Below are 22,498 nucleotides of genomic sequence, written 5' to 3'. Positions count from 1 at the left end.
TGCGTGCACGACGTGCGGTGAATCCGCGATTGCAAATGAAACAGCCCGATCGGCCAACGCCGATCGGGCTGTTTCATTCCGGGCCGCCTCAAGTCACGAGTTCGGGAACAGCAGCCACATCCGGCCGACCTGCTTCATCCGCCCGGCCTGATCGCCTGCGTCGTCGCCGAGCCCCCAGAAATAGTCGGCCCGCACGCCGCCTTTGATCGCGGAGCCCGTATCCTGCGCGAACACGAGCCGGTTCATCGGCGTATTCGTCAGCGGGCGCGTGGTCTGCAGGAACACCGGCGTGCCGAGCGGGATCGACGACGGGTCGACCGCGATCGAGCGTTCCGGCGTCAGCGGTACGCCGAGCGCGCCGATCGGGCCGTCCGCACCACCGTGCGGCGCATCCTCCTTGGTCGGCATGTCGCGGAAGAACACGAACCGCGGGTTCGTGTCGAGCAACGCGTCGACGCGATTCGGGTTCGTCTTCGCCCACGCCTTGATGCCCTGCATCGTCGCCTGGGCGGGCGTCAGTTCGCCGCGATCGAGCAGCCACTTGCCGATCGAACGGTACGGCTGGTTGTTGGTGCCGCCGAAGCCGACCCGCATCACCGAACCGTCGTCGAGCAGCACGCGCCCCGAGCCCTGCACCTGCAGGAAGAACGCCTCGATCGGGTCGTCGACCCACACAAGTTCGTTGCCGTTCAGGATGCCGGCGCGTTCGAGCTGCGCGCGTGCCGGCAGCGCGGCGCCCGCGCGATAACCGGCCGGCCAGCGGTACAGCGCGTACTGATACGGGCCACGACGCACGCGCGAACCATGCAGCAGCGGCTCGTAATAGCCGGTCACCAGCCCGTCGAGCGTACCGTCGGTGTTCGCGAACTGGAACGGCGTGAAATACGTTTCGAAGAATGCCCGCGCACTGCTGACGTCAAGCTCGTCGAGCCGGTCGGCAGCCGCACACGCACGCTGCCAGGCCGGCTGGCGCGCGAGCCGCGCGCAGTTCTGCCGCAACGCGGCCGTCGCGCCGATCAGCGAATCGTCCTGCCAACCCGGCACCTGCTGCCACGCGACCGGCGTGAGTCGCTTCGCGGCGACCTGCCCCGGCACGATCGCCGCGCCGGTCGGCGGCTTCAGCGACGAAGTCCGCGTCGGCGCGCCGCCGCACGCCGCAAGCAGCGCCGCCGCCGCGACCGCTGCCGCCCACCCGGCCAACCGGGGCCCAAACCACATACAATGTCCGTTCTTGATGGAAACCGCCATGTCAGATTTTCTCGACCAATATCCGATGCTCATCTTTGCGCTCGAAGCCTTCGTAGCGCTTGCCCTGCTGATCTTCATCGTCGTGTGGACGTCGTCGGGCAGAAAGAAGCACGCCCGCGGCAACAACGACCGCCAGCCGCGCTGACGCGCTTCGCACGCTCAATGCAGCGTGCGCGGCATGTGGAGTGCGAACTCGTCGACCGGCGCCTCGAAACGCTCGCCGTCTTCCGCCACGCAGAAGTACGCGCCCCGCATCGTGCCGACCGGCGTCGCGATCACGGCCCAGCTCGTGTATTCGAAGTGCTCGCCCGGCTGCAGCAGCGGCTGGTGCCCGACGACGCCGAGCCCCTTCACTTCCTGCACGTGGTTCTCGCTGTCCGTGATGATCCAGTGACGCGCGATCAGCTGCGCCGCGACTTGTCCCGTGTTGCGGATCGTCAGCGTGTACGCGAATGCGTATTGACGGCGATCGGGGTCGGATTGTTCCGGCAAGTAGCTGGTTTTCACCGAAACGGTGAACTGATACTGACTCATGATGTTTCCGGTGGAAGGTGACTGTCCGTGCCGGCATGGGCAACGGGGCCGCGGGCGCGCCGCATTGGTTCGGCATTCTATGCGCAATCGGGCCTCGGCCGCACGGCCCGCCGCCGCGCACGGGGTCGCCGGACGGTAGAATGTCGGTTTTGCGCCGCAACGTCCCCGCTCCCCTGCCATGACCCAATTCCGTATCGCTCCCAGCATCCTGTCGGCCGATTTCGCACGGCTCGGCGAAGAAGTCCGCAACGTCGTCGCCGCCGGCGCCGACTGGATCCACTTCGACGTGATGGACAACCATTATGTGCCGAACCTGACGATCGGCCCGCTCGTGTGCGAAGCGATCCGCCCGCACGTGCAGGTGCCGATCGACGTGCACCTGATGGTGCGCCCGGTCGACCGGATCGTGCCCGATTTTGCGAAGGCCGGTGCAAACCTGATCAGCTTCCACCCGGAAGGCTCCGATCACATCGACCGCACGCTGTCGCTGATCCGTGACCACGGCTGCAAGGCCGGTCTCGTGTTCAATCCGGCGACGCCGCTGAACTACCTCGATCACGTGATGGATCGCCTCGACTTCGTGCTGCTGATGTCGGTCAACCCGGGCTTCGGCGGCCAGTCGTTCATCCCGGAAACGCTGAACAAGCTGCGCGAGGCACGCGCACGCATCGACGCGTACACCGAGCGCACCGGCCGCGAGATCCTGCTCGAAGTCGACGGCGGCGTGAAAACCGACAACATCGCGGAAATCGCGGCGGCCGGGGCCGACACCTTCGTCGCGGGTTCGGCGATCTTCGGCAAGCCCGACTACCGCAAGGTGATCGACGAGATGCGCGCCGCGCTCGCTACCGTCGAGCGGAGCTGACGCCGTGGCCGATTCGTCGCTCGCCGGCCATGCGCCGGCCGTGGCCGCAACCGAAGCCGCCCCGATCCGCTTCGCCGCGCCGCGCATCGACGCGGCGCTGATCGATCTCGACGGCACGATGGTCGACACGGCCGACGATTTCACGGCCGGCCTCAACGGGATGCTCGCGCAGCTCGGCGCGCCGGCCACGTCGCGTGACGAGGTGATCGGCTACGTCGGCAAGGGCTCCGAACACCTGATCCAGAGCGTGCTGAAACCGCGCTTCCCGGCCGACGAAGCGCACGCGCGCTTCGACGACGCACTGGCGATCTACCAGACCGAATACGCGAAGATCAACGGCCGCCACACGCGCCTTTATCCGGACGTAGCCGCCGGCCTCGACGCATTGCGTTCGGCCGGCATCCGGCTCGCGTGCGTGACGAACAAGCCGCATCGCTTCGCCGTCGAACTGCTCGAGCAATACGGGCTGGCCGATTGCTTCGGCGTCGTGCTCGGCGGCGACAGCGTCGCGCGCAAGAAGCCCGATCCGCTGCCGATGCTGACGGCCTGCAGCGCGCTCGGCGTCGCTCCGGATGCGGCAGTCGCGATCGGCGACTCGGAAAACGATGCGCTGGCCGGCCGCGCGGCCGGGATGGCGACGCTGACTGTGCCGTACGGCTACAACCACGGCAAAGCTATACAAACGATAAATTCGGATGGTATAGTCGATTCGTTGCTGGTCGCAGCTCGCGCAATTACCGCGCACAACACCGGCCGGCCAACCATCTGATTATTTCTTCCATCTGCATGTTTCTGAATAAAAAACGGAGTCTGAGCAGCATCGACCGGGGAGCCTGGCCCTGGCGTCGCTGGTCGCGCTAACCTCTTCGATGAGGTACGCTGAAGCACGTCTTCAGCGCCGTTTTTTATCTCGCTGCGCATCCGCGCGCCGACCGTCGCACCACCTCGAGTTCCACCGCGTCCGAACGCTTGCGTTCAGGATCGGCCGCAGGCTCGCGACGTTCACGCCCGGAGTGCCGGCCGGCAACAGGCACTTCTCGATCGACCGCCCTTTCGCCGACGGCAACCCGCGCAGCGTCAAATGATCCCTGGCGCACGCGCCGCTCGTCCCGAACAGGACCGGAACATGACCGAACTCGAATTCCAATCGCTCGCGAACGAAGGCTACAACCGCATCCCGCTGATCGCGGAAGCCCTCGCCGATCTCGAAACGCCGCTGTCCCTCTACCTGAAGCTGGCCCAGCCCGAACGCGCGGGCGCCAACTCGTTCCTGCTGGAATCGGTGGTCGGCGGCGAACGCTTCGGCCGCTACTCGTTCATCGGCCTGCCGGCCCGCACGCTCGTCCGCACCCGTAACGGCGTGTCGGAAGTCGTGCGCGACGGCCAGGTCGTCGAGACGCATGAAGGTGACCCGTTCCAGTTCATCGAATCGTTCCAGGCGCGCTTCAAGGTGGCGCAGCGCCCGGGCCTGCCGCGCTTCTGCGGCGGTCTCGCCGGCTACTTCGGCTACGACGCGGTGCGCTACATCGAGAAGAAGCTCGCGAACACCGCGCCGCGCGACGACCTCGGCCTGCCCGACATCCAGTTGCTGCTGACCGAGGAAGTCGCGGTCATCGACAACCTCGCCGGCAAGCTGTACCTGATCATCTACGCGGACCCGAGCCAGGCCGAAGCCTACACGAAGGCGAAACAGCGCCTGCGCGAACTGAAACAGCGCCTGCGCACGACCGTGCAGCCGCCCGTCACGTCGGCGAGCGTGCGCACCGAAACCTTCCGCGAGTTCAAGAAGGACGACTATCTGGCCGCCGTGCGCCAGGCGAAGGAATACATCGCGGCCGGCGAGCTGATGCAGATCCAGGTCGGCCAGCGGCTGACGAAGCCGTACCGCGACAATCCGCTGTCGCTGTATCGTGCGCTGCGTTCGCTGAACCCGTCGCCGTACATGTACTACTACAACTTCGGCGATTTCCACGTGGTCGGCGCGTCGCCGGAAATCCTCGTGCGCCAGGAGAAGCGCGGCGAAGACCAGATCGTCACGATCCGTCCGCTCGCCGGCACGCGCCCGCGCGGCAACACGCCCGAGCGCGATGCCGAACTCGCGACCGAACTGCTCAACGATCCGAAGGAGATCGCCGAGCACGTGATGCTGATCGACCTCGCGCGCAACGACGTCGGCCGCATCGCGGAAATCGGCTCGGTGCAGGTGACCGACAAGATGGTCATCGAGAAATACTCGCACGTGCAGCACATCGTCAGCTCGGTCGAAGGCAAGCTGAAACCCGGGATGACGAACTACGACGTGCTGCGCGCGACGTTCCCGGCCGGCACGTTGTCCGGCGCGCCGAAGGTGCGCGCGATGGAGCTGATCGACGAGCTCGAGCCGGTCAAGCGCGGGTTGTACGGCGGCGCCGTCGGCTACCTGTCGTTCTCGGGCGAGATGGATCTCGCGATCGCGATCCGGACGGGCCTGATCCACAACGGCAACCTGTATGTGCAAGCGGCGGCCGGCGTCGTCGCGGATTCGGTGCCCGAATCCGAATGGCAAGAGACCGAGAACAAGGCGCGCGCGGTGCTGCGTGCGGCCGAACAGGTCCAGGACGGCCTCGATAGCGACTTCTGACCGGAGACTGACCATGCTGCTCATGATCGACAACTACGACTCGTTTACCTACAACCTGGTCCAGTACTTCGGCGAACTCGGCGAGGACGTACGCACCTACCGCAACGACGAAATCACGCTCGACGAGATCGCGCGCCTGAATCCCGACGCGATCTGCCTGTCGCCCGGCCCGAGCAACCCGCAACACGCGGGCATCACGCTCGACGTGCTGCGTGAATTTTCGGGCAAGAAGCCGATCCTCGGCGTCTGCCTCGGCCATCAGGCGATCGGCGAGGCATTCGGCGGCCGCGTCGTGCGCGCGAAGACCATCATGCACGGCAAGGTGAGCAAGATCGAAACCGACTGCCGCGGCGTGTTCGCCGACCTGCCGAAGCATTTCGACGTCACGCGCTACCACTCGCTCGCGATCGAGCGCGAATCGCTGCCCGACTGCCTCGAGGTGTCCGCGTGGACCGACGACGGCGAGATCATGGGCGTGCGCCACAAGACGCTGCCGATCGAAGGCGTACAGTTCCACCCGGAATCGATCCTGTCCGAGCATGGCCATGCACTGCTCGAGAATTTCCTGAAACAGGCACGCGCCGCAGCCGCGCAAGCCGCCTGACGGGAGCCACACGATGACGATTACCCCGCAGGAAGCGCTGCAGCGCACGATCGAACACCGCGAGATCTTCCACGACGAGATGCTGCACCTGATGCGGCTCATCATGCGCGGCGACATGTCGCCCGTGATGGCGGCCGCGATCATTACCGGGCTGCGCGTGAAGAAGGAGACGATCGGCGAGATCGCCGCGGCCGCAACCGTGATGCGCGAATTCGCGAACCACGTCGAGGTGCAGGACAACTCGAACTTCGTCGACATCGTCGGCACCGGCGGCGACGGCTCGCACACGTTCAACATCTCGACCGCGTCGATGTTCGTCACGGCCGCGGCCGGCGCGAAGGTCGCGAAGCACGGCAACCGCGGCGTATCGAGCAAGTCCGGCAGCGCCGACGTGCTCGAAGCGCTCGGCGTGAACATCGACCTGCAGTCGGAGCAGGTTGCCGCGTCGATCGCCGAAACCGGCATGGGCTTCATGTTCGCGCCGAACCATCACCCGGCGATGAAGAACATCGCGGCCGTGCGCCGCGAACTCGGCGTGCGCACGATCTTCAACATCCTCGGCCCGCTGACCAATCCGGCCGGCGCACCGAACCAGCTGATGGGCGTGTTCCACCCCGACCTCGTCGGCATCCAGGTGCGCGTGATGCAGCGTCTCGGCGCACAGCACGTGCTCGTGGTGTACGGCAAGGACGGGATGGACGAGGTTTCGCTCGGCGCCGCGACGCTCGTCGGCGAATTGCGCGACGGCAAGGTGCACGAATACGAGATCCATCCGGAAGATTTCGGCCTGCAGATGGTGTCGAACCGCACGCTGAAGGTGGAAAATGCCGACGAATCGCGCACGATGCTGCTCGGCGCGCTGGACAACCAGCCGGGCGTCGCGCGCGAGATCGTCACGCTGAACGCGGGCACCGCACTCTATGCGGCGAACGTCGCCGAATCGATCGCGGACGGCATCCAGCTCGCCCGCGAAGCGATCGCGAGCGGCAAGGCCCGCGCGAAGGTCGACGAACTCGTGCGCTTCACGCAGCAGTTCAAGCGCTGACTCCCCTTACGAATCAAGCAGGAACCCACATGAGCGACATTCTCGACCGAATCATCGCCGTCAAGCGCGAAGAAGTCGCGGCGGCCATGCGCAGCGCGCCGCTCGAGGCACTGAAACTGGAAGCCTCCGCGCGCGACCTGCGCGACTTCGTCGGCGCACTGCGCGCGAAACACGCAGCCGGCCACGCGGCCGTGATTTCCGAAATCAAGAAGGCCAGCCCGTCGAAGGGCGTGCTGCGCGAGCATTTCGTGCCGGCCGACATCGCGCGTTCGTATGCGGAGCACGGCGCCGCGTGCCTGTCGGTGCTGACCGACAAGCAGTTCTTCCAGGGCAGCGTCCGCTATCTCGAGGAAGCGCGCGCGGCCTGCACGCTGCCGGTGCTGCGCAAGGACTTCATCGTCGACGCGTACCAGATCGTGGAAGCGCGCGCGATGGGCGCGGACGCGATCCTGCTGATCGCCGCCGCGCTCGACACGCCGCTGATGCAGGATCTCGAAGCGTATGCTCACTCGCTCGGCCTCGCGGTGCTGGTCGAAGTGCACGACCGCAACGAGATGGAACAGGCGCTGACGCTCAAGACACCGCTGCTCGGCATCAACAACCGCAACCTGCGCACGTTCGAGACGTCGATCCAGACCACGCTCGACATGCTCGACATGATTCCGGCGGACCGCATCGTCGTGACCGAGTCGGGGATCCTGTCGCGCACCGATGTCGACACGATGCGCGCGGCGAACGTGAACACGTTCCTCGTCGGAGAAGCGTTCATGCGTGCCGACCAGCCGGGCGAGGAACTCGCACGGATGTTCTTCTGATGGCGATCGAAAAGGAAATCAAGCTCGCGCTGCCGGCCGGCCAGGCCGAGGCCGCGCGACGCTTCTTCGAGACGCTGACCGGCGAACCCGGCCACGACATCACGCTCGCGAACGTCTACTACGACACGCCCGATCTCGCGCTGGCCCGCTCGAAGAGCGCGGTGCGCGTGCGCCGCGCGCCGCAGGGCTGGCTGCAGACGTTCAAGACGGTCGGCAGCGCGGAAGGCGGCCTGCACCGCCGCCACGAATGGGAACTGCCGGTCGCCGGCGACGCGCTCGAGATCGATGCGCTCGTCGCGGCCTGCGACGTGCCGGAGGCCGCCGCCGCGTTGAATGACGCGGCCGGCGCGCTGCGTGCGCTGTTCCGCACGGATTTTTCGCGTACGCTGTGGCGCATCGCAATCGGCGGCGCAACCGTCGAAGCCGCGGTGGACATCGGCGAGATCGTCGTCCAGGCGGAACACGAAACGCGCCGCGAACCGATCAGCGAAATCGAACTCGAACTGATCGACGGCCCGGAAGCGGCGCTCGCAACGCTCGCTGCCGAACTGCAGCAGGCGCTGCCGGGCCTCGCTCCCGAAAACATCAGCAAGGCGCAGCGCGGCTACCGGCTGCGCGCGCAATAACACGCATCACGCATGGCAACCCGCAAGACTTCCCGCGCGCCGCAACAGGCGTCGCTGTTCGACGATCCCGTGCCGGAAACGGCACCGGCCGATCTTCCGTCCCCGCCTTCCGAGCCGCCCGCGGCCGGGCGCAAGCCCGCCAAGAAAGCCGCCGCATCGGCTGCGGCACCGGCGGCACCGCAGCCTGCCGCCGCCAACGTTCCGCACCTCGCCGCGCAATTCGACGCGCTGCCTGCCGTCTGGCGCGACGTGCTGAAACCCTTTACCGACAGCGACGCATATGCGCCGCTGTGCCGCTTCGTCGACGACGAGCGTGCGGCCGGCAAGACGGTCTACCCGACCGACGTGTTCCGCGCGCTGCGCCTGACGAGCCCGGACGACGTGAAAGTCGTGATCCTCGGCCAGGATCCGTATCACGGCGACGATCGCGGCACGCCGCAGGCGCACGGGCTCGCATTCTCGGTGCCGCCCGCCGTGCGCACGCCGCCGTCGCTGCGCAACATCTTCAAGGAAATCGCCGCGAACTTCGGTCATGACACGCCACGCCACGGCTGCCTCGACACCTGGGCACGCCAGGGCGTGCTGCTGCTCAACACGGTGCTGACGGTCGAGCGCGGCGCGGCCGCGAGCCATGCGAAGCGCGGCTGGGAGCAGTGCACGGACACGCTGATCCGCGAACTCGCCGGCCGTCATCGCGGGCTCGTGTTCATGCTGTGGGGCGCACACGCGCAGGCGAAGCGCGCACTGTTCGACGCAAGCGCGCATTGCGTGCTCGAGGCACCGCATCCGTCGCCGCTGTCCGCGCACCGCGGTTTCCTCGGTTGCCGCCATTTCGCGCTCGCGAACGACTATCTGGTCGATGCCGGCCGCGAGCCGATCGACTGGCGCCTGCCGGAAGTCGCCGAAACGCTCGCGTAACGCGCTGCCGGTCCCTTCGTGCCGGCAAGCATGCAAAAGCGCCGCGTCCCTTTCGGGAACGCGGCGTTTTTTTTATCGGGCGATGCAGCAGGTGCGTCGCACCCGCGTCGGCCTTCCTTACGCGGCGGCGATCGCTTCGCGTGCGCTGGCGAGCGCGGCGCTTTGCGCGTCCGGCCCGAGGTTCAGGCCTTCAGCGTGAATGAAGTTCACGTCGGTCAGGCCGATGAAGCCGAGGAACGAGCGCAGGTACGGCGTCTGGCTGTCGTTCGGCGTACCCAGGTACTTGCCGCCGCGGGCCGTCACCACGTGAACCTTCTTGCCCTTGATCAGGCCTTCCGGGCCGTTCTCGGTGTAGCGGAACGTGACGCCTGCACGGGCGATCCAGTCGAAATACGCCTTCAGTTGCGACGACACGCCGAAGTTGTACATCGGTGCGCCGATCACGACGATGTCGGCGGCTTGCAGTTCGGCGATCAGTGCATCGCTCTTCGCGACGATCGCATTCTGTTCCGCGGTGCGCTTGTCGGCCGGCGTGAAGAACGCGCCGAGCACCGATTCGTCGAGGTGCGGCAGCGCATCGGCCAGCAGGTCACGAACTACGACCTTCGCGCCGGGGTTCGATTGTTGCAGCTTTGCCGTCAGTTCATTGGCCAGCAGCGTGGATTGCGCACCTTGCGAACGCGCCGCGGAATTGATTTGCAGAATGGTCGTCATGTCAGGCTCCAGTAGGGTTGCGCTTCGGTAGCGCGAGTGACGCCATTGTGCGTGGCCGCATGACCGCGAAAAAGCGGGTTCAGGGCGACGGATTGTTGCAACAACAGAACAATCCTCGATCGCGCCCCGATACCCGCCTTCGTACGATCAGCCCTTCAGCCAGGCTTCCCGGGCCTTCGATACCGCCGCCGGCTTCGCGGCCGCCGTCAGCCGGTAGCGCGTGACTTCGGGGCCGTCGAGCTTCAGTTTCGCGGTGCGCAGCTCGTCGCGACGGAATGCGTGAACCTCGACCTTGTCGCCCGGCCGGTAGCGCGCGAGCAGCGCGTCGAGGTTGGTGCCCGTGACGCGCAGCCCGTCGACCGCGATCAGCGTGTCGCCGGCCGACAGCCCCGCGCGATGCGCGGCGCCGCCTTCGTAGACCGCCGCGAACGTGCAGTCCGCCCCGCCGCGCAGGCGTGCGCCGATCGTCGGCTTCGCGGCAGCGCCGTTCGCGACATCCGGCGTGAGCGTCACGCCGAACGGTGCGAGCAGTTCGGCGAGCGGCAGGTCGCGCGTGCCGTGCACGGCATCGGTGAACAGGCGGCCGAGCGCGACGCCCGTCGCTTCCTCGATCAGCGTCTCGACTTCGTTTTCCTCGACGCCCGCCTGCTTGCCGCGGTAGAAATCGCGACCGTAGCGCTGCCACAGCAGGCGCATCACGTCGTCGAGCGACTTCCGGTTGCGCGTCTGCGCGCGGATCGCGAGATCGAACGCGAGCGCGACCAGCGAACCCTTCGTGTAATAGCTGACGATCGCGTTGGTCGCGTTCTCGTCCTGGCGGTAGTACTTGATCCACGCGTCGAACGAGCTTTCCGCGACGCTTTGCTTGAGCCGGCCCGTGCCGCGCAGCACGCCGCCGACCGTGCGGCCGAGCGCCGCGAAATATTCGTCCTGCGACATCAGCCCGCTGCGCACCAGCATCAGGTCGTCGTAATACGACGTGAAGCCTTCGAACAACCACAGCAGCGACGTGTAATTCTCGCGCGTCAGGTCGTACGGCACGAACGCCGCCGGCTTGATGCGCTTCACGTTCCAGGTATGGAAGTACTCGTGACTGCAGAGACCGAGGTACGTGCGATAGCCTTCCGTCGTTTCGGGTCGCCCCTTCGCCGGCAGGTCGGTGCGGTTGCAGATCAGCGCGGTCGACGCGCGATGCTCGAGGCCGCCGTAACCGTCGCTGACCGCAAGCGTCATGAACACGTAACGGTCCATCGGCGCCTTCTTCGATTTCGGCTCGAACAGCGCGATCTGTGCTTCGCACACGCGCTTCAGGTCGGTGCGCAGGCGCTCCATGTCGAGCTGCGTCACACGCCCCGCGATCACGATGTCGTGCGGCACGCCGTGCGCGTCGAACGTCGCCAGCGCGAATTCGCCGATCGTCACCGGATGGTCGGAAAGCTCGTCGTAGTTCGCTGCGCGGTACGCGCCGAACCCGTAGCGCTTCGTGCCGCGCGCCTCGGGCAACGCAGTGCCGACGCGCCACGTGCGGAACGCCGCGCCGGCCGGCTTCCCGATGTCGACTTCACACGGCGCGTCCTCGCGGCCGGCAACGCTCAGGAACACAGCCGTCGCGTTGAAGAAGCCGCCCGATTCGTCGAGATACGCGGAGCGCACCGACAGGTCCCATGCGTACACGTCGTAGCGCAGGGTCAGCGTGCCGTTCACGGGCGCGGCCTGCCACGTGTGCTTGTCGGTCTTTGCGATCCGCACCTTGCGGCCCGCGTCGTTGAATGCGCCGAGCGTCACGATGTTGCGCGCGAACTCGCGCACGAGGTAGCTGCCCGGAATCCACACCGGCAGCGAAAAGCGCTGGCCTTCGGGGTCGGGATCGGTGACCGTCACCGACACTTCGAACAGGTGCGCGGCAAGATCTTTCGGGACAATCGAATAGCGGATCGGCTGGGTCATCGTGGGAATCGGACGGTCGGCGGAAACGAAGAGAGGCGCCGGCAGGTCACGCGGGCGCCCCTCGCTGGCCGGGCCATGCGGCCCGGCGTGTGGTCGGTTACTTGCTCGACGCGAGCGCCTGGTTGAGCTGGTCGGCCGATACGGCGCCCGGCAGGCGGCGGCCGTCCGGCAGGAAGATCGTCGGCGTGCCCGTGACGTTCATCCCGCGGCCGAGCGCGAGGTTCTTGTCGAGTGCGGCGGTATCGCAGGTACCGGCGCCGGTCGGTGCGCGATGGTCGAGCATCCAGCTCTCCCACGTTTTCGCGCGATCGGTCGCACACCAGATCGCCTTCGACTTCGCGGTCGAATCCGGCGACAGCACCGGGTACAGGAACGTGTAGACGGTCACGTTGTCGACCGACTGCAGCGTCGTCTCGAGCTTCTTGCAGTACGGGCAGTTCGGATCGGAGAACACCGCGATCTTGCGAGCGCCGTTGCCCTTGACGACCTTGATTGCATTCGCGAACGGCAGGCTCGCGAAGTCGATCTTGTTGATTTCGGACAGGCGGGCGTCGGTCAGGTTCTTGTGCGTCTTGGTGTCGACGAGATCGCCGAGCAGCACGTAGTCGCCCGCCGCATCGCTATAGATGATCTGTGAGCCGAGGTTCACTTCGTACAGGCCCGCGACCGGCGATTTCGACACGCTCTTGATCGGCGCATCGTTGCCGAGGCGGGCCTGCAGCGTGGCTTTCAGCTTGTCGGTAGTCTGGTCGGCCTGCGCGGTGCAGCCAAGCGTCGCCATCGTGACGGCCAGCGCCAGCGACGCGATGCGGATCGTTTTTTTCATCGAAATCTTCCTTCAGCTCAATCGGTGTTCACGGCACAGTGTACGCCGTAACGGAACCGTGTCCGACCGGCGAAGCGGCCGAAGGTTCGATCAGCCGAGCGCGGCCGACACGAGCCAGCGCTTCACGAGCGGCTGCGCACCGACGAAGGCCATGCCCGCATTGCGCACGGCCTTCGCGAGCGAGCCCGGCACCGCGAACAGCCGCTGCAGGCCGTCGGTTGCGACCATCAGCGCGCGGATGTCCTCGCGGCGCGAACGCTCGTAGCGGCGCAGCAGCACCGTATCGCCGAGGTTGCGGAAGCTTTCCTTGCCGGCGATCGCGTCGGCAAGCGCCGCCACATCGCGCAGGCCGAGGTTCATCCCCTGTCCCGCGAGCGGGTGGATCAGGTGCGCGGCATCGCCGACGAGCGCGACGCGCGGCGCGATCAGCTTGTCGACCGTCTGCAGCGCCAGCGGGAAGCCGGCGGCCGGCGTCACGCAGTCGAGCGTGCCGACCTGGCCATGAGACACGCGCTCGACCTCGGCCGCGAGCTGCGCCGGATCGAGTGCGAGCAATTCGTCCGCATGCGCGGTGTGCGCGGACCAGACGAGCGACACATGGCCGTCCGGCAGCGGCAGCAGCGCGACAATCTCGCCTTCGTGGAACCACTGGTAGGCCGTCTCGCGATGCGGCAGCGACGCCTTGAAGTTCGCGACGACACCGGTTTGCCGGTAGTCGCGCCGCTCGACTTTGGCCCCCATTTGCGAGCGCACCCACGAATGCGCGCCGTCCGCGCCGACGACGAGATCCGCTTCCAGCACCTGCCCCGACGACAGCGTGAGCACGGCTGCGTCGTCGTGTACGTCGAAGCCCTGCGCGCGCGCCTCGAACCACGTGAGGTTCGGCTGGAACCGCAGCGCGGCGTCGAGCGACGCCTCGACCAGCGACGATTCGGCGATCCACGCGAGCTGCGGCACGGATGCCTGGTACGCGGAAAAATGCAGTTCCGCGTGCGCATCGCCGTACACGCGCATGTCGTAGACCGGTGCGAGGCGGCCATGGTCGAGCGCCTGCCAGACCCGCAGCCGCTCGAGCAACGCCTGCGAACTGGAAGACAGCGCGTAGACGCGCGTGTCGAATACGAGATCGGCGGGGCGCGGCGCGGCCGGCTGGGCGAGCAAGGCAGTCTTGTAGCCGGACTGGGTCAGCGCGAGCGCGGCAGTCTTGCCGACGAGCCCGCCGCCGACCACGGCGACGTCGAAGGAGTGGTGGGCAGTCATGGCGGGCATTATAGCCGCGGGGCCAAACCCTTACGCGGCCGGACTTTGCGGGAAATCAGCAGAATCGCAGGCGGCCGATGCAGCGCGGCGGCCCGCCGCATCGGCCGTTCGGCGCCGGCCCGCAATCCGGGGGCGTCGGCACGGTACAATAGCGTCTTTGACCGTCGGCCCGCCGCGCCCCAAGCGCCGGCCGCCCTTTTTTCCCGCGCCGCCGTGCCCTGTCCGGCCGCGCCGCCTTACCCGTCCGAAGGATTCCATGAGTCTCAAATGCGGCATCGTCGGCTTGCCCAACGTCGGCAAGTCCACCCTGTTCAATGCGCTGACCAAGGCCGGCATCGCCGCCGAGAACTACCCGTTCTGCACGATCGAGCCGAACGTCGGCATCGTCGAAGTGCCCGATACGCGCCTGAAGGCGCTCTCCGAGATCGTCAAGCCGGAGCGTGTCGTGCCGGCCGTCGTCGAGTTCGTCGACATCGCGGGCCTCGTCGCGGGCGCGAGCAAGGGTGAAGGCCTCGGCAACCAGTTCCTCGCCAACATTCGCGAAACCGATGCAATCACGCACGTCGTGCGCTGCTTCGAGGACGAGAACGTCATTCACGTCGCCGGCAAGGTCAGCCCGATCGACGACATCGAAGTGATCAATACCGAGCTCGCGCTCGCCGACCTCGGCACCGTCGAGAAGGCGCTCACGCGCTATTCGAAGGCCGCGAAGTCGGGCAACGACAAGGAAGCGGCGAAGCTCGTCGCGGTGCTCGAGAAGGTGCGCGCGCAGCTCGACCAGGGCAAGGCCGTGCGCGGTCTCGCGCTGTCGGACGACGAAGAGGCGCTGCTCAAGCCGTTCTGCCTGATCACCGCGAAGCCGGCCATGTACGTGGCCAACGTGAAGGACGACGGTTTCGAGAACAACCCGCACCTGGATGCCGTGCGCAAGTACGCGGAAAGCGAAAATGCGCCGGTGGTCGCCGTGTGCGCGGCGATCGAGGCGGAAATCGCCGATCTCGACGATGCCGACAAGGAAGCATTCCTCGCCGACATGGGCATGGAAGAGCCGGGCCTCGACCGCGTGATTCGCGCGGGCTTCAAGCTGCTCGGCCTGCAGACCTACTTCACCGCGGGCGTGAAGGAAGTGCGCGCGTGGACGATCCATATCGGCGACACGGCACCGCAGGCGGCCGGCGTGATCCACACCGACTTCGAGCGCGGCTTCATCCGCGCGCAGACGATCGCGTTCGACGACTTCATCACGTACAAGGGCGAGCAAGGCGCGAAGGAAGCCGGCAAGATGCGCGCCGAAGGGAAGGAATATGTCGTGCACGACGGCGACGTGATGAACTTCCTGTTCAACGTCTGACCCTTGCATCGGCCGATGCCGTGTGAATCACACGGCATCGCGCAACGCGTGCCCGGCACGAAAAACGAATGGCCCGACGGCAAGCGCCGTCGGGCCATTTTTCATTGCAGGACGTTCTGCCAGCCGGCGGCGAACACCGTGCGTCCGCCGCCGCTTCGTCACGGCATCACGTCGCCGACACCCGCCGCCCCGCGCTCGCCTGCGCATCGCGGCCGCGCTTGTTCAGCCACGATGCCAGCAGCACGATCAGCGCCAGCACGGCCGTCGCGCCCACTTCCATCCTGTGATCCTCACTCACGAGCATCACGGTCAGCGTGCCGCAGATGAACAGGATCACCAGCCACGTGAGCCAGGGGAACAGCCACATCCGCAGCGTCAGATCGGCGCCGGTCGCTTCGAGCGTCTTGCGCATCCGCAGCTGCGAGATCGCGATCACGAGATACACGAGCAGCGCGATCGCGCCCGACGTCGCCAGCAGGAAGCCGAACACCTGTTCCGGCATCAGGTAGTTCGCGATCACGGTCAGGAAGCCGAATGCGGTCGATGCGAGCACGGCCGCGCGCGGCGTGCCGGTCGAATCCGTGCGGTGCAGAAACGCGGGCGCGTCCTTGCGCTTCGACAGCGAGAACAGCATCCGCGACGCGGTGTACAGCGCCGAATTCAGGCAGCTCGCGACCGACACGAGCACGATCACGTCGATGATCGCCTTCGCGTTCGGGATGCCGATCAGCTCCATCGCGCGCTGATACGAACCGTGCTTCGGCAGCAGCGGATCGTTCCACGGCACGATGGCCGCGACGATCAGGATCGAGCCGAGATAGAACAGCGTGATGCGCCAGATCACCGAGTTGGTTGCGCGCACGATCTGGCGTTGCGGGTTGTCCGATTCGGCGGCCGCGATCGTCACGATCTCCGTGCCGAGGAACGAGAACATCGTCGTCAGCATCGCCGCGAGCACCGCACCGGCACCGTGCGGCATGAAGCCGCCATGCGCGAACAGGTTCGATACGCCCGACACCGCAGGGGCGGGAATGATGCCGACGATCGCCGCGCCGCCGATGCACAGGAACACGACGATCGCGACGACCTTGATCAGCGCGAACCAGAATTCGAATTCGCCGTAGTTCTTGACCGAGAAAAGGTTGGTCACCGTCAGCACCAGCGTGATGCCGAGCGCGAAGACCCAGGTTGCAACGCCGGGGAACCATGCATTGAGGATGGTCGCGGCGGCGGTCGCCTCGATCGGGATCACGAGCACCCAGAACCACCAGTACAGCCAGCCGATCGAGAAACCGGCCCAGTGGCCGATCGCGCGATCGGCATAGGTGGAGAACGAACCGCTGTCCGGATGCGCGACGGCCATCTCGCCGAGCATGCGCATCACCAGCACCACCAGCACGCCCGCGATCGCATACGCGAGGATCGACGCCGGGCCGGCTTCCGCGATCGCGTGGCCGGAGCCGACGAACAGGCCCGCGCCGATCACGCCGGCAATCGACATCATCGTCACGTGCCGCTGCTTCAGGCCCGTACCGAGGCCTGTGTTGCTTCCACTCATCTGTCTCTCTCCAAAAAACGGTTCCGGTATGGCCGGGTGTCGCGTGAAGGCAGCAGGGGGAGTTGTCGTTCTTGAATCCGGCTGCGAGCGCGCGTGCATCGCACGCGGGCATGCGGCCGGATGGGACCGTTCGGATCGGCGCGCCGCGCAGTCTGCGAAGCTGCGGGTGCGATGCGGCGCGCGGTGCGCCGACGCATCGCGTGCGCCGTTTCCGTCGGCTTTCGTCAGCTGCCTTCGAAGCGAAGGAGTGTAAGCACCAAACGGTTCTTCACTAAGAACCAATTGAAGAATTTCGATGGAACCACTCGTTGCATCGACGTCGATCGATGCAACGCTCGTACCCGTTCGGGCCGGCGCGCGAGCCGCGCCGAAAGCGCCCGGCGACGCCGGGCAGCAGGCCGCAACCGGCGTGTCAGTTCGCGCCGTGCACCCTCTCGTCGCGCCATTTGGCGGGGACGACGGCCTGCCATTCTCGCAGAAGCAGTTTTTTCACGGCGTCCGGACGGGCCGCCGACAGCCGCACCAGCACAATCGGCCAGCCGACGTAGTGATCCGTCACGTAATACACGTCCGGTTCCGATTCGATCAGCCACGCGCGCTCGTCGGGGCCGACACCTTTCACGACGAGCGTGTCGCCGTCCTCGCGCAGACGCGCGAGCATCTTGCCCCTCACCTTGAGCGCAGGCGTGCCGTACGACGTACCTTCCTCGACGCCGCGCCATGCCAGCGCGATCTGGCGGACTTCGTCGAATGTCATGAGGCCTCCCGGCTGCACTTCCTCGGTTCACGATCCGGCCACCCTACCGGAATTCGCGAAGGCACGCCGCGGGACGTGCGCCTATCCGCGCGCCGCACGTGCGGCCACCGGCGCACGCCCCGTCGTCGCGACGATCGCGAAGGCGATCGCATTCGCGGCGGCGCTGGCCAGGATCGGCACGAGATAGCCGCCGCCCGCGTCGTAGATGAAACCGGCCGCGGCCGGCCCGATCAGCGTGCCGAATGCGACGCTCGTATAAAGCACGCCGATGATCCCGCTCACGTTGCGCCCGCCGAAGTAGTCCATCACGACCGCCGGCAGCACGGCGACCCAGCCGCCGTAGAACACGCCGAACACGAGCGCGAACGCGGCAAGCGTCGCAACGGTGCCGGCACCGGCCCACGCGACGAGCGCGACGGCCATGCCCGCGAACATCGCGAGCAGCGACGCACGGCGGCCGAAGCGGTCGGCGAGGCCGCCGAGGAAGAAGCGGCCGGCCGTGCTGCCGACGCCGATCGCGCCGAGCAGCAGCACGGCCGTCGACGGCGCGACGCCATGATCGAGCGCGTACGGCACGAGGTGAACGAACGGGACGAACACGCCGAACGAGCAGGCGAGGCATGCGGCGTACAGGCTCGCGAACGGCCGCGACATGACGGCTTCGCGCACCGTCGCGCCGGCAGGCGCCGAAGCGGCGACCGGCTGACGCCCCGCGGCGGCACCGGACACCGAGGCCCCCGCACCGCGCCCGGCGACTTGCGCCCCGCCGCCGGGCTCATGCGCGGCCTCCCCGTCCGGCAGCAGCCCCCGCCCGCGCGGGTCGTTCTCGATCAGCAGCGACATCCCCGCGCCGATCACGACCGCGATCACGGCCAGCGTGAAATACGCGCCGCGCCAGCCGACCTGCGCGATCAGCGTGGACGCGAGCGGCGGCATCACCAGCGTGCCGACACCGATCCCCGCGACCGCGAGCCCCGATGCGAAGCCGCGCCGGCGCACGAACCAGCGCTGCACGGCGCCGACCGCCGGTACGTATGCGCAGCCGACGCCGAAACCGACACCAAGCCCATACGCGACATAGACCTGCAGCAGCGTGTGCGCGGCGCCGGCAGCCGCGAGCCCGGCGCCCGTCAGCAGCATCCCGGCGACGGCGAGCCGCCGCGAGCCGAAGCGGTCGGCCAGCGGCCCGCTGACGATGCCGAAACCGAAATACAGGAAGCCGGCGAGCGAGAACACGAGCGAGATCTGGCCGCGCGACGCGGCGAAGTCCCGCTGCAGCGACTCGACGAACGCACTGAACGTATAGGCGCTGCCGAACCCGACGAACGTGACGGCGAACGCGGCCGCGACCACGTACCAGCCATAAAAGAAATGGCGCGATGCGCCCGGGCGGTTCATGACGATGCTCCTCTCAGGTCCCGCCGGACACCTCACGGCGTCCGGTTTGCCTCGTGGATATAGTTGAACTATGTTGATCGCATTGGTCGCTGCAATGCAGCCCCCAAGCACGCAATCGGATGCGACAACGGTACTCGCGCACGCGCGCCGCCTCAAACGATATTTCATCGGCCATTCGCTTTAGAAAAACTCAATGAATCGTTCCCGCCTGCCGCCGCTCAACGCGCTGCGTGCATTCGAAGCAGCCGCCCGCCACCTGTCGGTGAAATCGGCGGCCGAGGAGCTGTCGGTCACGCCCGGCGCGGTGAGCCAGATGATCCGCACGCTCGAGACGCACCTCGGCGTGCAGCTGTTCGAGCGCGTCAACCGCGGCATCCTGCTGACGGCCGCCGGTCGCGACTACCTGCCGCCGGTGCGCAATGCGTTCCGGCAGATCGCCGACGCGTCGCAGCGCGTGTCGGGCGCCGCCGACAGCGGCGTGCTAACGGTGAGCGTCACCCCGTTCTTCGCATCCGCGTGGCTCGTCCCGCGCCTCGCGCAATTCCGGCACGCGTGCCCTGACGTCGACCTGCAGGTCGTCACGAGCCACGCACTCGCGGATTTTTCGCGCGACGGCGTCGACGTTGCAATCCGTCATGGCCTCGGGCGCTACATCGGCCTGTGCAGCGAGCGCCTGCTGACGGTGGAGATCGTCGCGCTCGCGTCGCCCGACCTTGTCGCACGGCTCGGCATGCCGGCGACGCCCGCCGATCTGGTCGGCTGGCCGCAGTTGCACGACGCCGAGCGCAAGGGCTGGCACATCTGGTTCGGCGCGCAGCGGATCGACGATTTCGGCCCGCCGCGCGGCCCCGCGTTCGACGACTCGGGCCTGTTGCTGCAGGCGATTGTCGCCGGCCAGGGCGCCGGGCTGCTGCCGGCCGCGATGGTGCGCGGCGAGCTGGCAAGCGGCCGGCTCGTGCAGCTCGCCGACGTCGCCTGGCTCGACGATTTCGCGTACTACCTCGTCTATCCGCCGCATCACGCCGAGCGGCCGAAGGTCGCCGCTTTTCGCCGGTGGATCCTCGAGGCCGCGCAGGCCGACGGCGCGGCCTCGATGTCGGGCGCGGCGTAGCGTCACGCCGCCGCGCCGGTACCGGTCGGGCGCCGATCCGCTAACATGCGGCGCGGGCCATCCGCCCGACATCGATAACAACAAGCCGACCGGGAGAGACCATGCCTGCCCTGTTCTGCCGCACGACACGCATCGCGGCACTGTCCGCCGTCTTCTTCGTCGCCTGCGCCGCGTTGCCCCAACCCGCACACGCGTACCGCGCACCGCCCGGCTACGGCAACGAAGCCGATCTCGACCGTCACGACACGTATCGCAACCGCGACGGCGAAACCGTGCACGCACCCGCGCATTCGAAATCGGGCCGCGTGCCCGAAGGCGCGAGCGCGCGCTGCCGCGACGGCACCTACAGCTTCAGCCGCCATCGGCGCGGCACGTGCTCGGGGCACGGCGGCGTCGCCGCGTGGCTGTGAGCACAGCCCCGGCCAAAAGGCCAGGTGTCGCGCCAGCGGCAGCCGGCGGCGAAGTACAATAGCCGCTCGCGCCGCCGACACGCGGCGACGCCGCCGCGCCGTGCGCGGCACGCTCCGTACCGAATCACCCGACGCCGCCACGCCCGCGCGCTGCGCGGCAGTCTCAACCATTTCTGACTTTCACACCCAAATGGCCCAATACGTTTTCACGATGAACCGGGTCGGCAAGATCGTGCCGCCCAAGCGCCAGATCCTGAAGGACATCTCGCTGTCGTTCTTTCCCGGCGCGAAGATCGGCGTGCTCGGCCTGAACGGCTCGGGCAAGTCGACGCTGATCCGCATCATGGCGGGCGTCGACAAGGACATCGAAGGCGAAGCGACGCCGATGCCGAACCTGAACATCGGCTATCTGCCGCAGGAGCCGCAGCTCGACCCGACGAAGACGGTGCGCGAAGCCGTCGAGGAAGGCCTCGGCGACCTGTTCCAGGCCAACAAGAAGCTCGAGGAAATCTACGCGGCGTACGCGGAGCCGGACGCCGACTTCGACGCGCTCGCGGCCGAGCAGGCGAAGTACGAAGCGATCCTCGCGTCGAGCGACGGCGGCAGCCCCGAGCAGCAGCTCGAAGTGGCCGCCGACGCACTGCGCCTGCCGTCATGGGACGCAAAGATCGAGCATCTTTCGGGCGGTGAGAAGCGCCGCGTCGCGCTGTGCAAGCTGCTGCTCGAAAAACCCGACATGCTGCTGCTCGACGAACCGACCAACCACCTCGACGCGGAATCGGTCGACTGGCTCGAGCAGTTCCTGGTGCGCTTCCCGGGCACCGTCGTCGCGGTCACCCACGATCGCTACTTCCTCGACAACGCGGCCGAGTGGATTCTCGAACTCGACCGCGGTCACGGCATTCCGTGGAAGGGCAACTACAGCAGCTGGCTCGACCAGAAGGAAGAGCGCCTGAAGCAGGAAGAGGCGTCGGAATCGGCGCGCCAGAAGGCGATCAAGAAGGAACTGGAGTGGGTGCGCCAGAACCCGAAGGGCCGGCAGGCGAAGTCGAGGGCACGTATCGCGCGCTTCGAGGAGCTGAACAGCCAGGAATACCAGAAGCGCAACGAGACGCAGGAAATCTTCATCCCGGTCGGCGATCGCCTCGGCAATGAAGTGATCGAGTTCAAGAACGTCAGCAAGGCGTTCGGCGACCGTCTGCTGATCGACAACCTGAACCTGAAGATCCCGGCCGGCGCGATCGTCGGCATCATCGGCCCGAACGGCGCCGGCAAGTCGACGCTGTTCCGGATGCTGACGGGCAAGGAGCAGCCGGATTCGGGCGAAGTCGTGATGGGGCCGACCGTGAAGCTCGCGTACGTCGACCAGAGCCGCGACGCGCTCGACGGCACGAAGACGGTGTTCGAGGAAATCTCGGGCGGCGCCGACGTGCTGACGGTGGGCAAGTACGAAACGCCGTCGCGCGCGTATATCGGCCGCTTCAACTTCAAGGGCGGCGACCAGCAGAAGATCGTCGGCAACCTGTCCGGCGGTGAACGCGGCCGCCTGCACCTCGCGAAGACGCTGATCTCGGGCGGCAACGTGCTGCTGCTGGACGAACCGTCGAACGACCTCGACGTCGAAACGCTGCGCGCGCTGGAAGACGCGCTGCTCGAATTCGCGGGCTCGGTGATGGTGATCTCGCACGATCGCTGGTTCCTCGACCGGATCGCAACGCACATCCTCGCATTCGAAGGCGATTCGCAGGTCACGTTCTTCGACGGCAACTACCAGGAATACGAAGCCGACAAGCGTGCCCGCCTCGGCGAGGAAGCCGCGAAGCCGAAGCGTCTGCGCTACAAGCCGATCAGCCGCTGAGCGGCGCGGCCCGGGCGCCCGGCACTGCGGTAA

21 protein-coding genes are annotated in these 22,498 nt (G+C 67.1%); 12 read left to right on the top strand and 9 right to left on the bottom strand.

Annotated features, from left to right (window positions below):
- Positions 1 to 93: 93 nt before the first annotated feature.
- Positions 94 to 1,326 (bottom strand): MltA domain-containing protein, encoded by a 1,233-nt coding sequence (locus E9536_RS38385; RefSeq protein ID WP_136472765.1) that lies wholly within the window; start codon positions 1,324 to 1,326, stop codon positions 94 to 96.
- A gap of 81 nt (positions 1,327 to 1,407) precedes the next feature.
- On the bottom strand, positions 1,408 to 1,782 hold the full coding sequence (apaG, locus tag E9536_RS38380; RefSeq protein ID WP_011350820.1) for a Co2+/Mg2+ efflux protein ApaG: 375 nt from the start codon (positions 1,780 to 1,782) through the stop codon (positions 1,408 to 1,410).
- A gap of 178 nt (positions 1,783 to 1,960) precedes the next feature.
- Between apaG and rpe the strand changes: the two genes are divergently transcribed.
- The 8 genes from rpe (at position 1,961) to E9536_RS38340 (ending at position 9,275) form a co-directional block, all read left to right on the top strand.
- Positions 1,961 to 2,647, top strand: coding sequence for a ribulose-phosphate 3-epimerase (gene rpe, locus E9536_RS38375; RefSeq protein WP_011883156.1), 687 nt, complete (start codon positions 1,961 to 1,963; stop codon positions 2,645 to 2,647).
- A gap of 4 nt (positions 2,648 to 2,651) precedes the next feature.
- Positions 2,652 to 3,416 carry a phosphoglycolate phosphatase gene (locus E9536_RS38370; protein ID WP_136472763.1) on the top strand — a complete coding sequence of 255 codons (765 nt, stop codon included), beginning with the start codon at positions 2,652 to 2,654 and terminating at the stop codon, positions 3,414 to 3,416.
- 357 nt (positions 3,417 to 3,773) lie between these two features.
- Positions 3,774 to 5,267 carry an anthranilate synthase component I gene (trpE, locus tag E9536_RS38365; RefSeq protein WP_027788470.1) on the top strand — a complete coding sequence of 498 codons (1,494 nt, stop codon included), beginning with the start codon at positions 3,774 to 3,776 and terminating at the stop codon, positions 5,265 to 5,267.
- Between the two features lie 13 nt (positions 5,268 to 5,280).
- Positions 5,281 to 5,871: an aminodeoxychorismate/anthranilate synthase component II gene (locus E9536_RS38360; RefSeq protein ID WP_027788471.1), complete on the top strand. Its 591-nt coding sequence runs from the start codon at positions 5,281 to 5,283 to the stop codon at positions 5,869 to 5,871.
- Between the two features lie 13 nt (positions 5,872 to 5,884).
- Positions 5,885 to 6,916 carry an anthranilate phosphoribosyltransferase gene (trpD, locus tag E9536_RS38355; RefSeq protein WP_027788472.1) on the top strand — a complete coding sequence of 344 codons (1,032 nt, stop codon included), beginning with the start codon at positions 5,885 to 5,887 and terminating at the stop codon, positions 6,914 to 6,916.
- Positions 6,917 to 6,945: 29 nt separating this feature from the next.
- Positions 6,946 to 7,731 carry an indole-3-glycerol phosphate synthase TrpC gene (trpC, locus tag E9536_RS38350; protein ID WP_136472761.1) on the top strand — a complete coding sequence of 262 codons (786 nt, stop codon included), beginning with the start codon at positions 6,946 to 6,948 and terminating at the stop codon, positions 7,729 to 7,731.
- Positions 7,731 to 8,357, top strand: coding sequence for a CYTH domain-containing protein (locus tag E9536_RS38345; protein ID WP_048026371.1), 627 nt, complete (start codon positions 7,731 to 7,733; stop codon positions 8,355 to 8,357). The genes trpC and E9536_RS38345 overlap by 1 nt, the downstream gene beginning before the upstream one ends.
- A gap of 12 nt (positions 8,358 to 8,369) precedes the next feature.
- Positions 8,370 to 9,275 (top strand): uracil-DNA glycosylase, encoded by a 906-nt coding sequence (locus E9536_RS38340; protein WP_059688471.1) that lies wholly within the window; start codon positions 8,370 to 8,372, stop codon positions 9,273 to 9,275.
- Positions 9,276 to 9,392: 117 nt separating this feature from the next.
- On the opposite strand, the gene E9536_RS38335 is transcribed toward E9536_RS38340, so the two are convergent.
- From E9536_RS38335 to E9536_RS38320, 4 genes are all read right to left on the bottom strand, one after another.
- Positions 9,393 to 9,989: an NAD(P)H-dependent oxidoreductase gene (locus E9536_RS38335; RefSeq protein WP_027788476.1), complete on the bottom strand. Its 597-nt coding sequence runs from the start codon at positions 9,987 to 9,989 to the stop codon at positions 9,393 to 9,395.
- A gap of 147 nt (positions 9,990 to 10,136) precedes the next feature.
- Positions 10,137 to 11,936, bottom strand: coding sequence for a PDZ domain-containing protein (locus tag E9536_RS38330; protein WP_060373197.1), 1,800 nt, complete (start codon positions 11,934 to 11,936; stop codon positions 10,137 to 10,139).
- A 97-nt stretch (positions 11,937 to 12,033) separates the two neighbouring features.
- Positions 12,034 to 12,762, bottom strand: a complete 729-nt coding sequence (locus E9536_RS38325; protein WP_021156966.1) for a DsbC family protein — start codon at positions 12,760 to 12,762, stop codon at positions 12,034 to 12,036.
- A 90-nt stretch (positions 12,763 to 12,852) separates the two neighbouring features.
- The gene (locus E9536_RS38320) at positions 12,853 to 14,031 is read right to left on the bottom strand and encodes a UbiH/UbiF family hydroxylase (protein WP_027788478.1); all 1,179 of its coding nucleotides are present in this window, start codon (positions 14,029 to 14,031) and stop codon (positions 12,853 to 12,855) included.
- Between the two features lie 247 nt (positions 14,032 to 14,278).
- On the opposite strand from E9536_RS38320, the gene ychF reads away from it, so the two are divergent.
- The gene (gene ychF / locus E9536_RS38315; RefSeq protein WP_027788479.1) at positions 14,279 to 15,373 is read left to right on the top strand and encodes a redox-regulated ATPase YchF; all 1,095 of its coding nucleotides are present in this window, start codon (positions 14,279 to 14,281) and stop codon (positions 15,371 to 15,373) included.
- A gap of 166 nt (positions 15,374 to 15,539) precedes the next feature.
- Here ychF and gabP read toward each other — a convergent pair whose 3' ends face one another.
- From gabP to E9536_RS38300, 3 genes are all read right to left on the bottom strand, one after another.
- Positions 15,540 to 16,931, bottom strand: a complete 1,392-nt coding sequence (gene gabP, locus E9536_RS38310; protein WP_060082867.1) for a GABA permease — start codon at positions 16,929 to 16,931, stop codon at positions 15,540 to 15,542.
- Positions 16,932 to 17,343: 412 nt separating this feature from the next.
- Positions 17,344 to 17,688 carry an MmcQ/YjbR family DNA-binding protein gene (locus tag E9536_RS38305; RefSeq protein WP_059688468.1) on the bottom strand — a complete coding sequence of 115 codons (345 nt, stop codon included), beginning with the start codon at positions 17,686 to 17,688 and terminating at the stop codon, positions 17,344 to 17,346.
- An 81-nt stretch (positions 17,689 to 17,769) separates the two neighbouring features.
- A complete protein-coding gene (locus E9536_RS38300; protein ID WP_136472759.1) occupies positions 17,770 to 19,086 on the bottom strand; it encodes an MFS transporter in 1,317 nt (438 codons plus the stop codon).
- A gap of 193 nt (positions 19,087 to 19,279) precedes the next feature.
- On the opposite strand from E9536_RS38300, the gene gcvA reads away from it, so the two are divergent.
- The 3 genes from gcvA (at position 19,280) to ettA (ending at position 22,465) form a co-directional block, all read left to right on the top strand.
- A complete protein-coding gene (gene gcvA / locus E9536_RS38295) occupies positions 19,280 to 20,197 on the top strand; it encodes a transcriptional regulator GcvA (RefSeq protein ID WP_136472757.1) in 918 nt (305 codons plus the stop codon).
- Positions 20,198 to 20,298: 101 nt separating this feature from the next.
- Complete coding sequence (locus E9536_RS38290) at positions 20,299 to 20,607, top strand: DUF3761 domain-containing protein (protein WP_027788484.1); 309 nt, start codon at positions 20,299 to 20,301, stop codon at positions 20,605 to 20,607.
- Between the two features lie 190 nt (positions 20,608 to 20,797).
- On the top strand, positions 20,798 to 22,465 hold the full coding sequence (gene ettA / locus E9536_RS38285; RefSeq protein ID WP_136472755.1) for an energy-dependent translational throttle protein EttA: 1,668 nt from the start codon (positions 20,798 to 20,800) through the stop codon (positions 22,463 to 22,465).
- Positions 22,466 to 22,498 lie beyond the last annotated feature (33 nt).

Origin of the sequence: Burkholderia sp. LS-044 (genome assembly GCF_004803625.1) — a bacterium.
In the GTDB taxonomy this organism is placed as follows: Bacteria; Pseudomonadota; Gammaproteobacteria; order Burkholderiales; family Burkholderiaceae; genus Burkholderia; species Burkholderia cepacia.
This window is presented reverse-complemented; position numbering and strand designations above follow the sequence as displayed.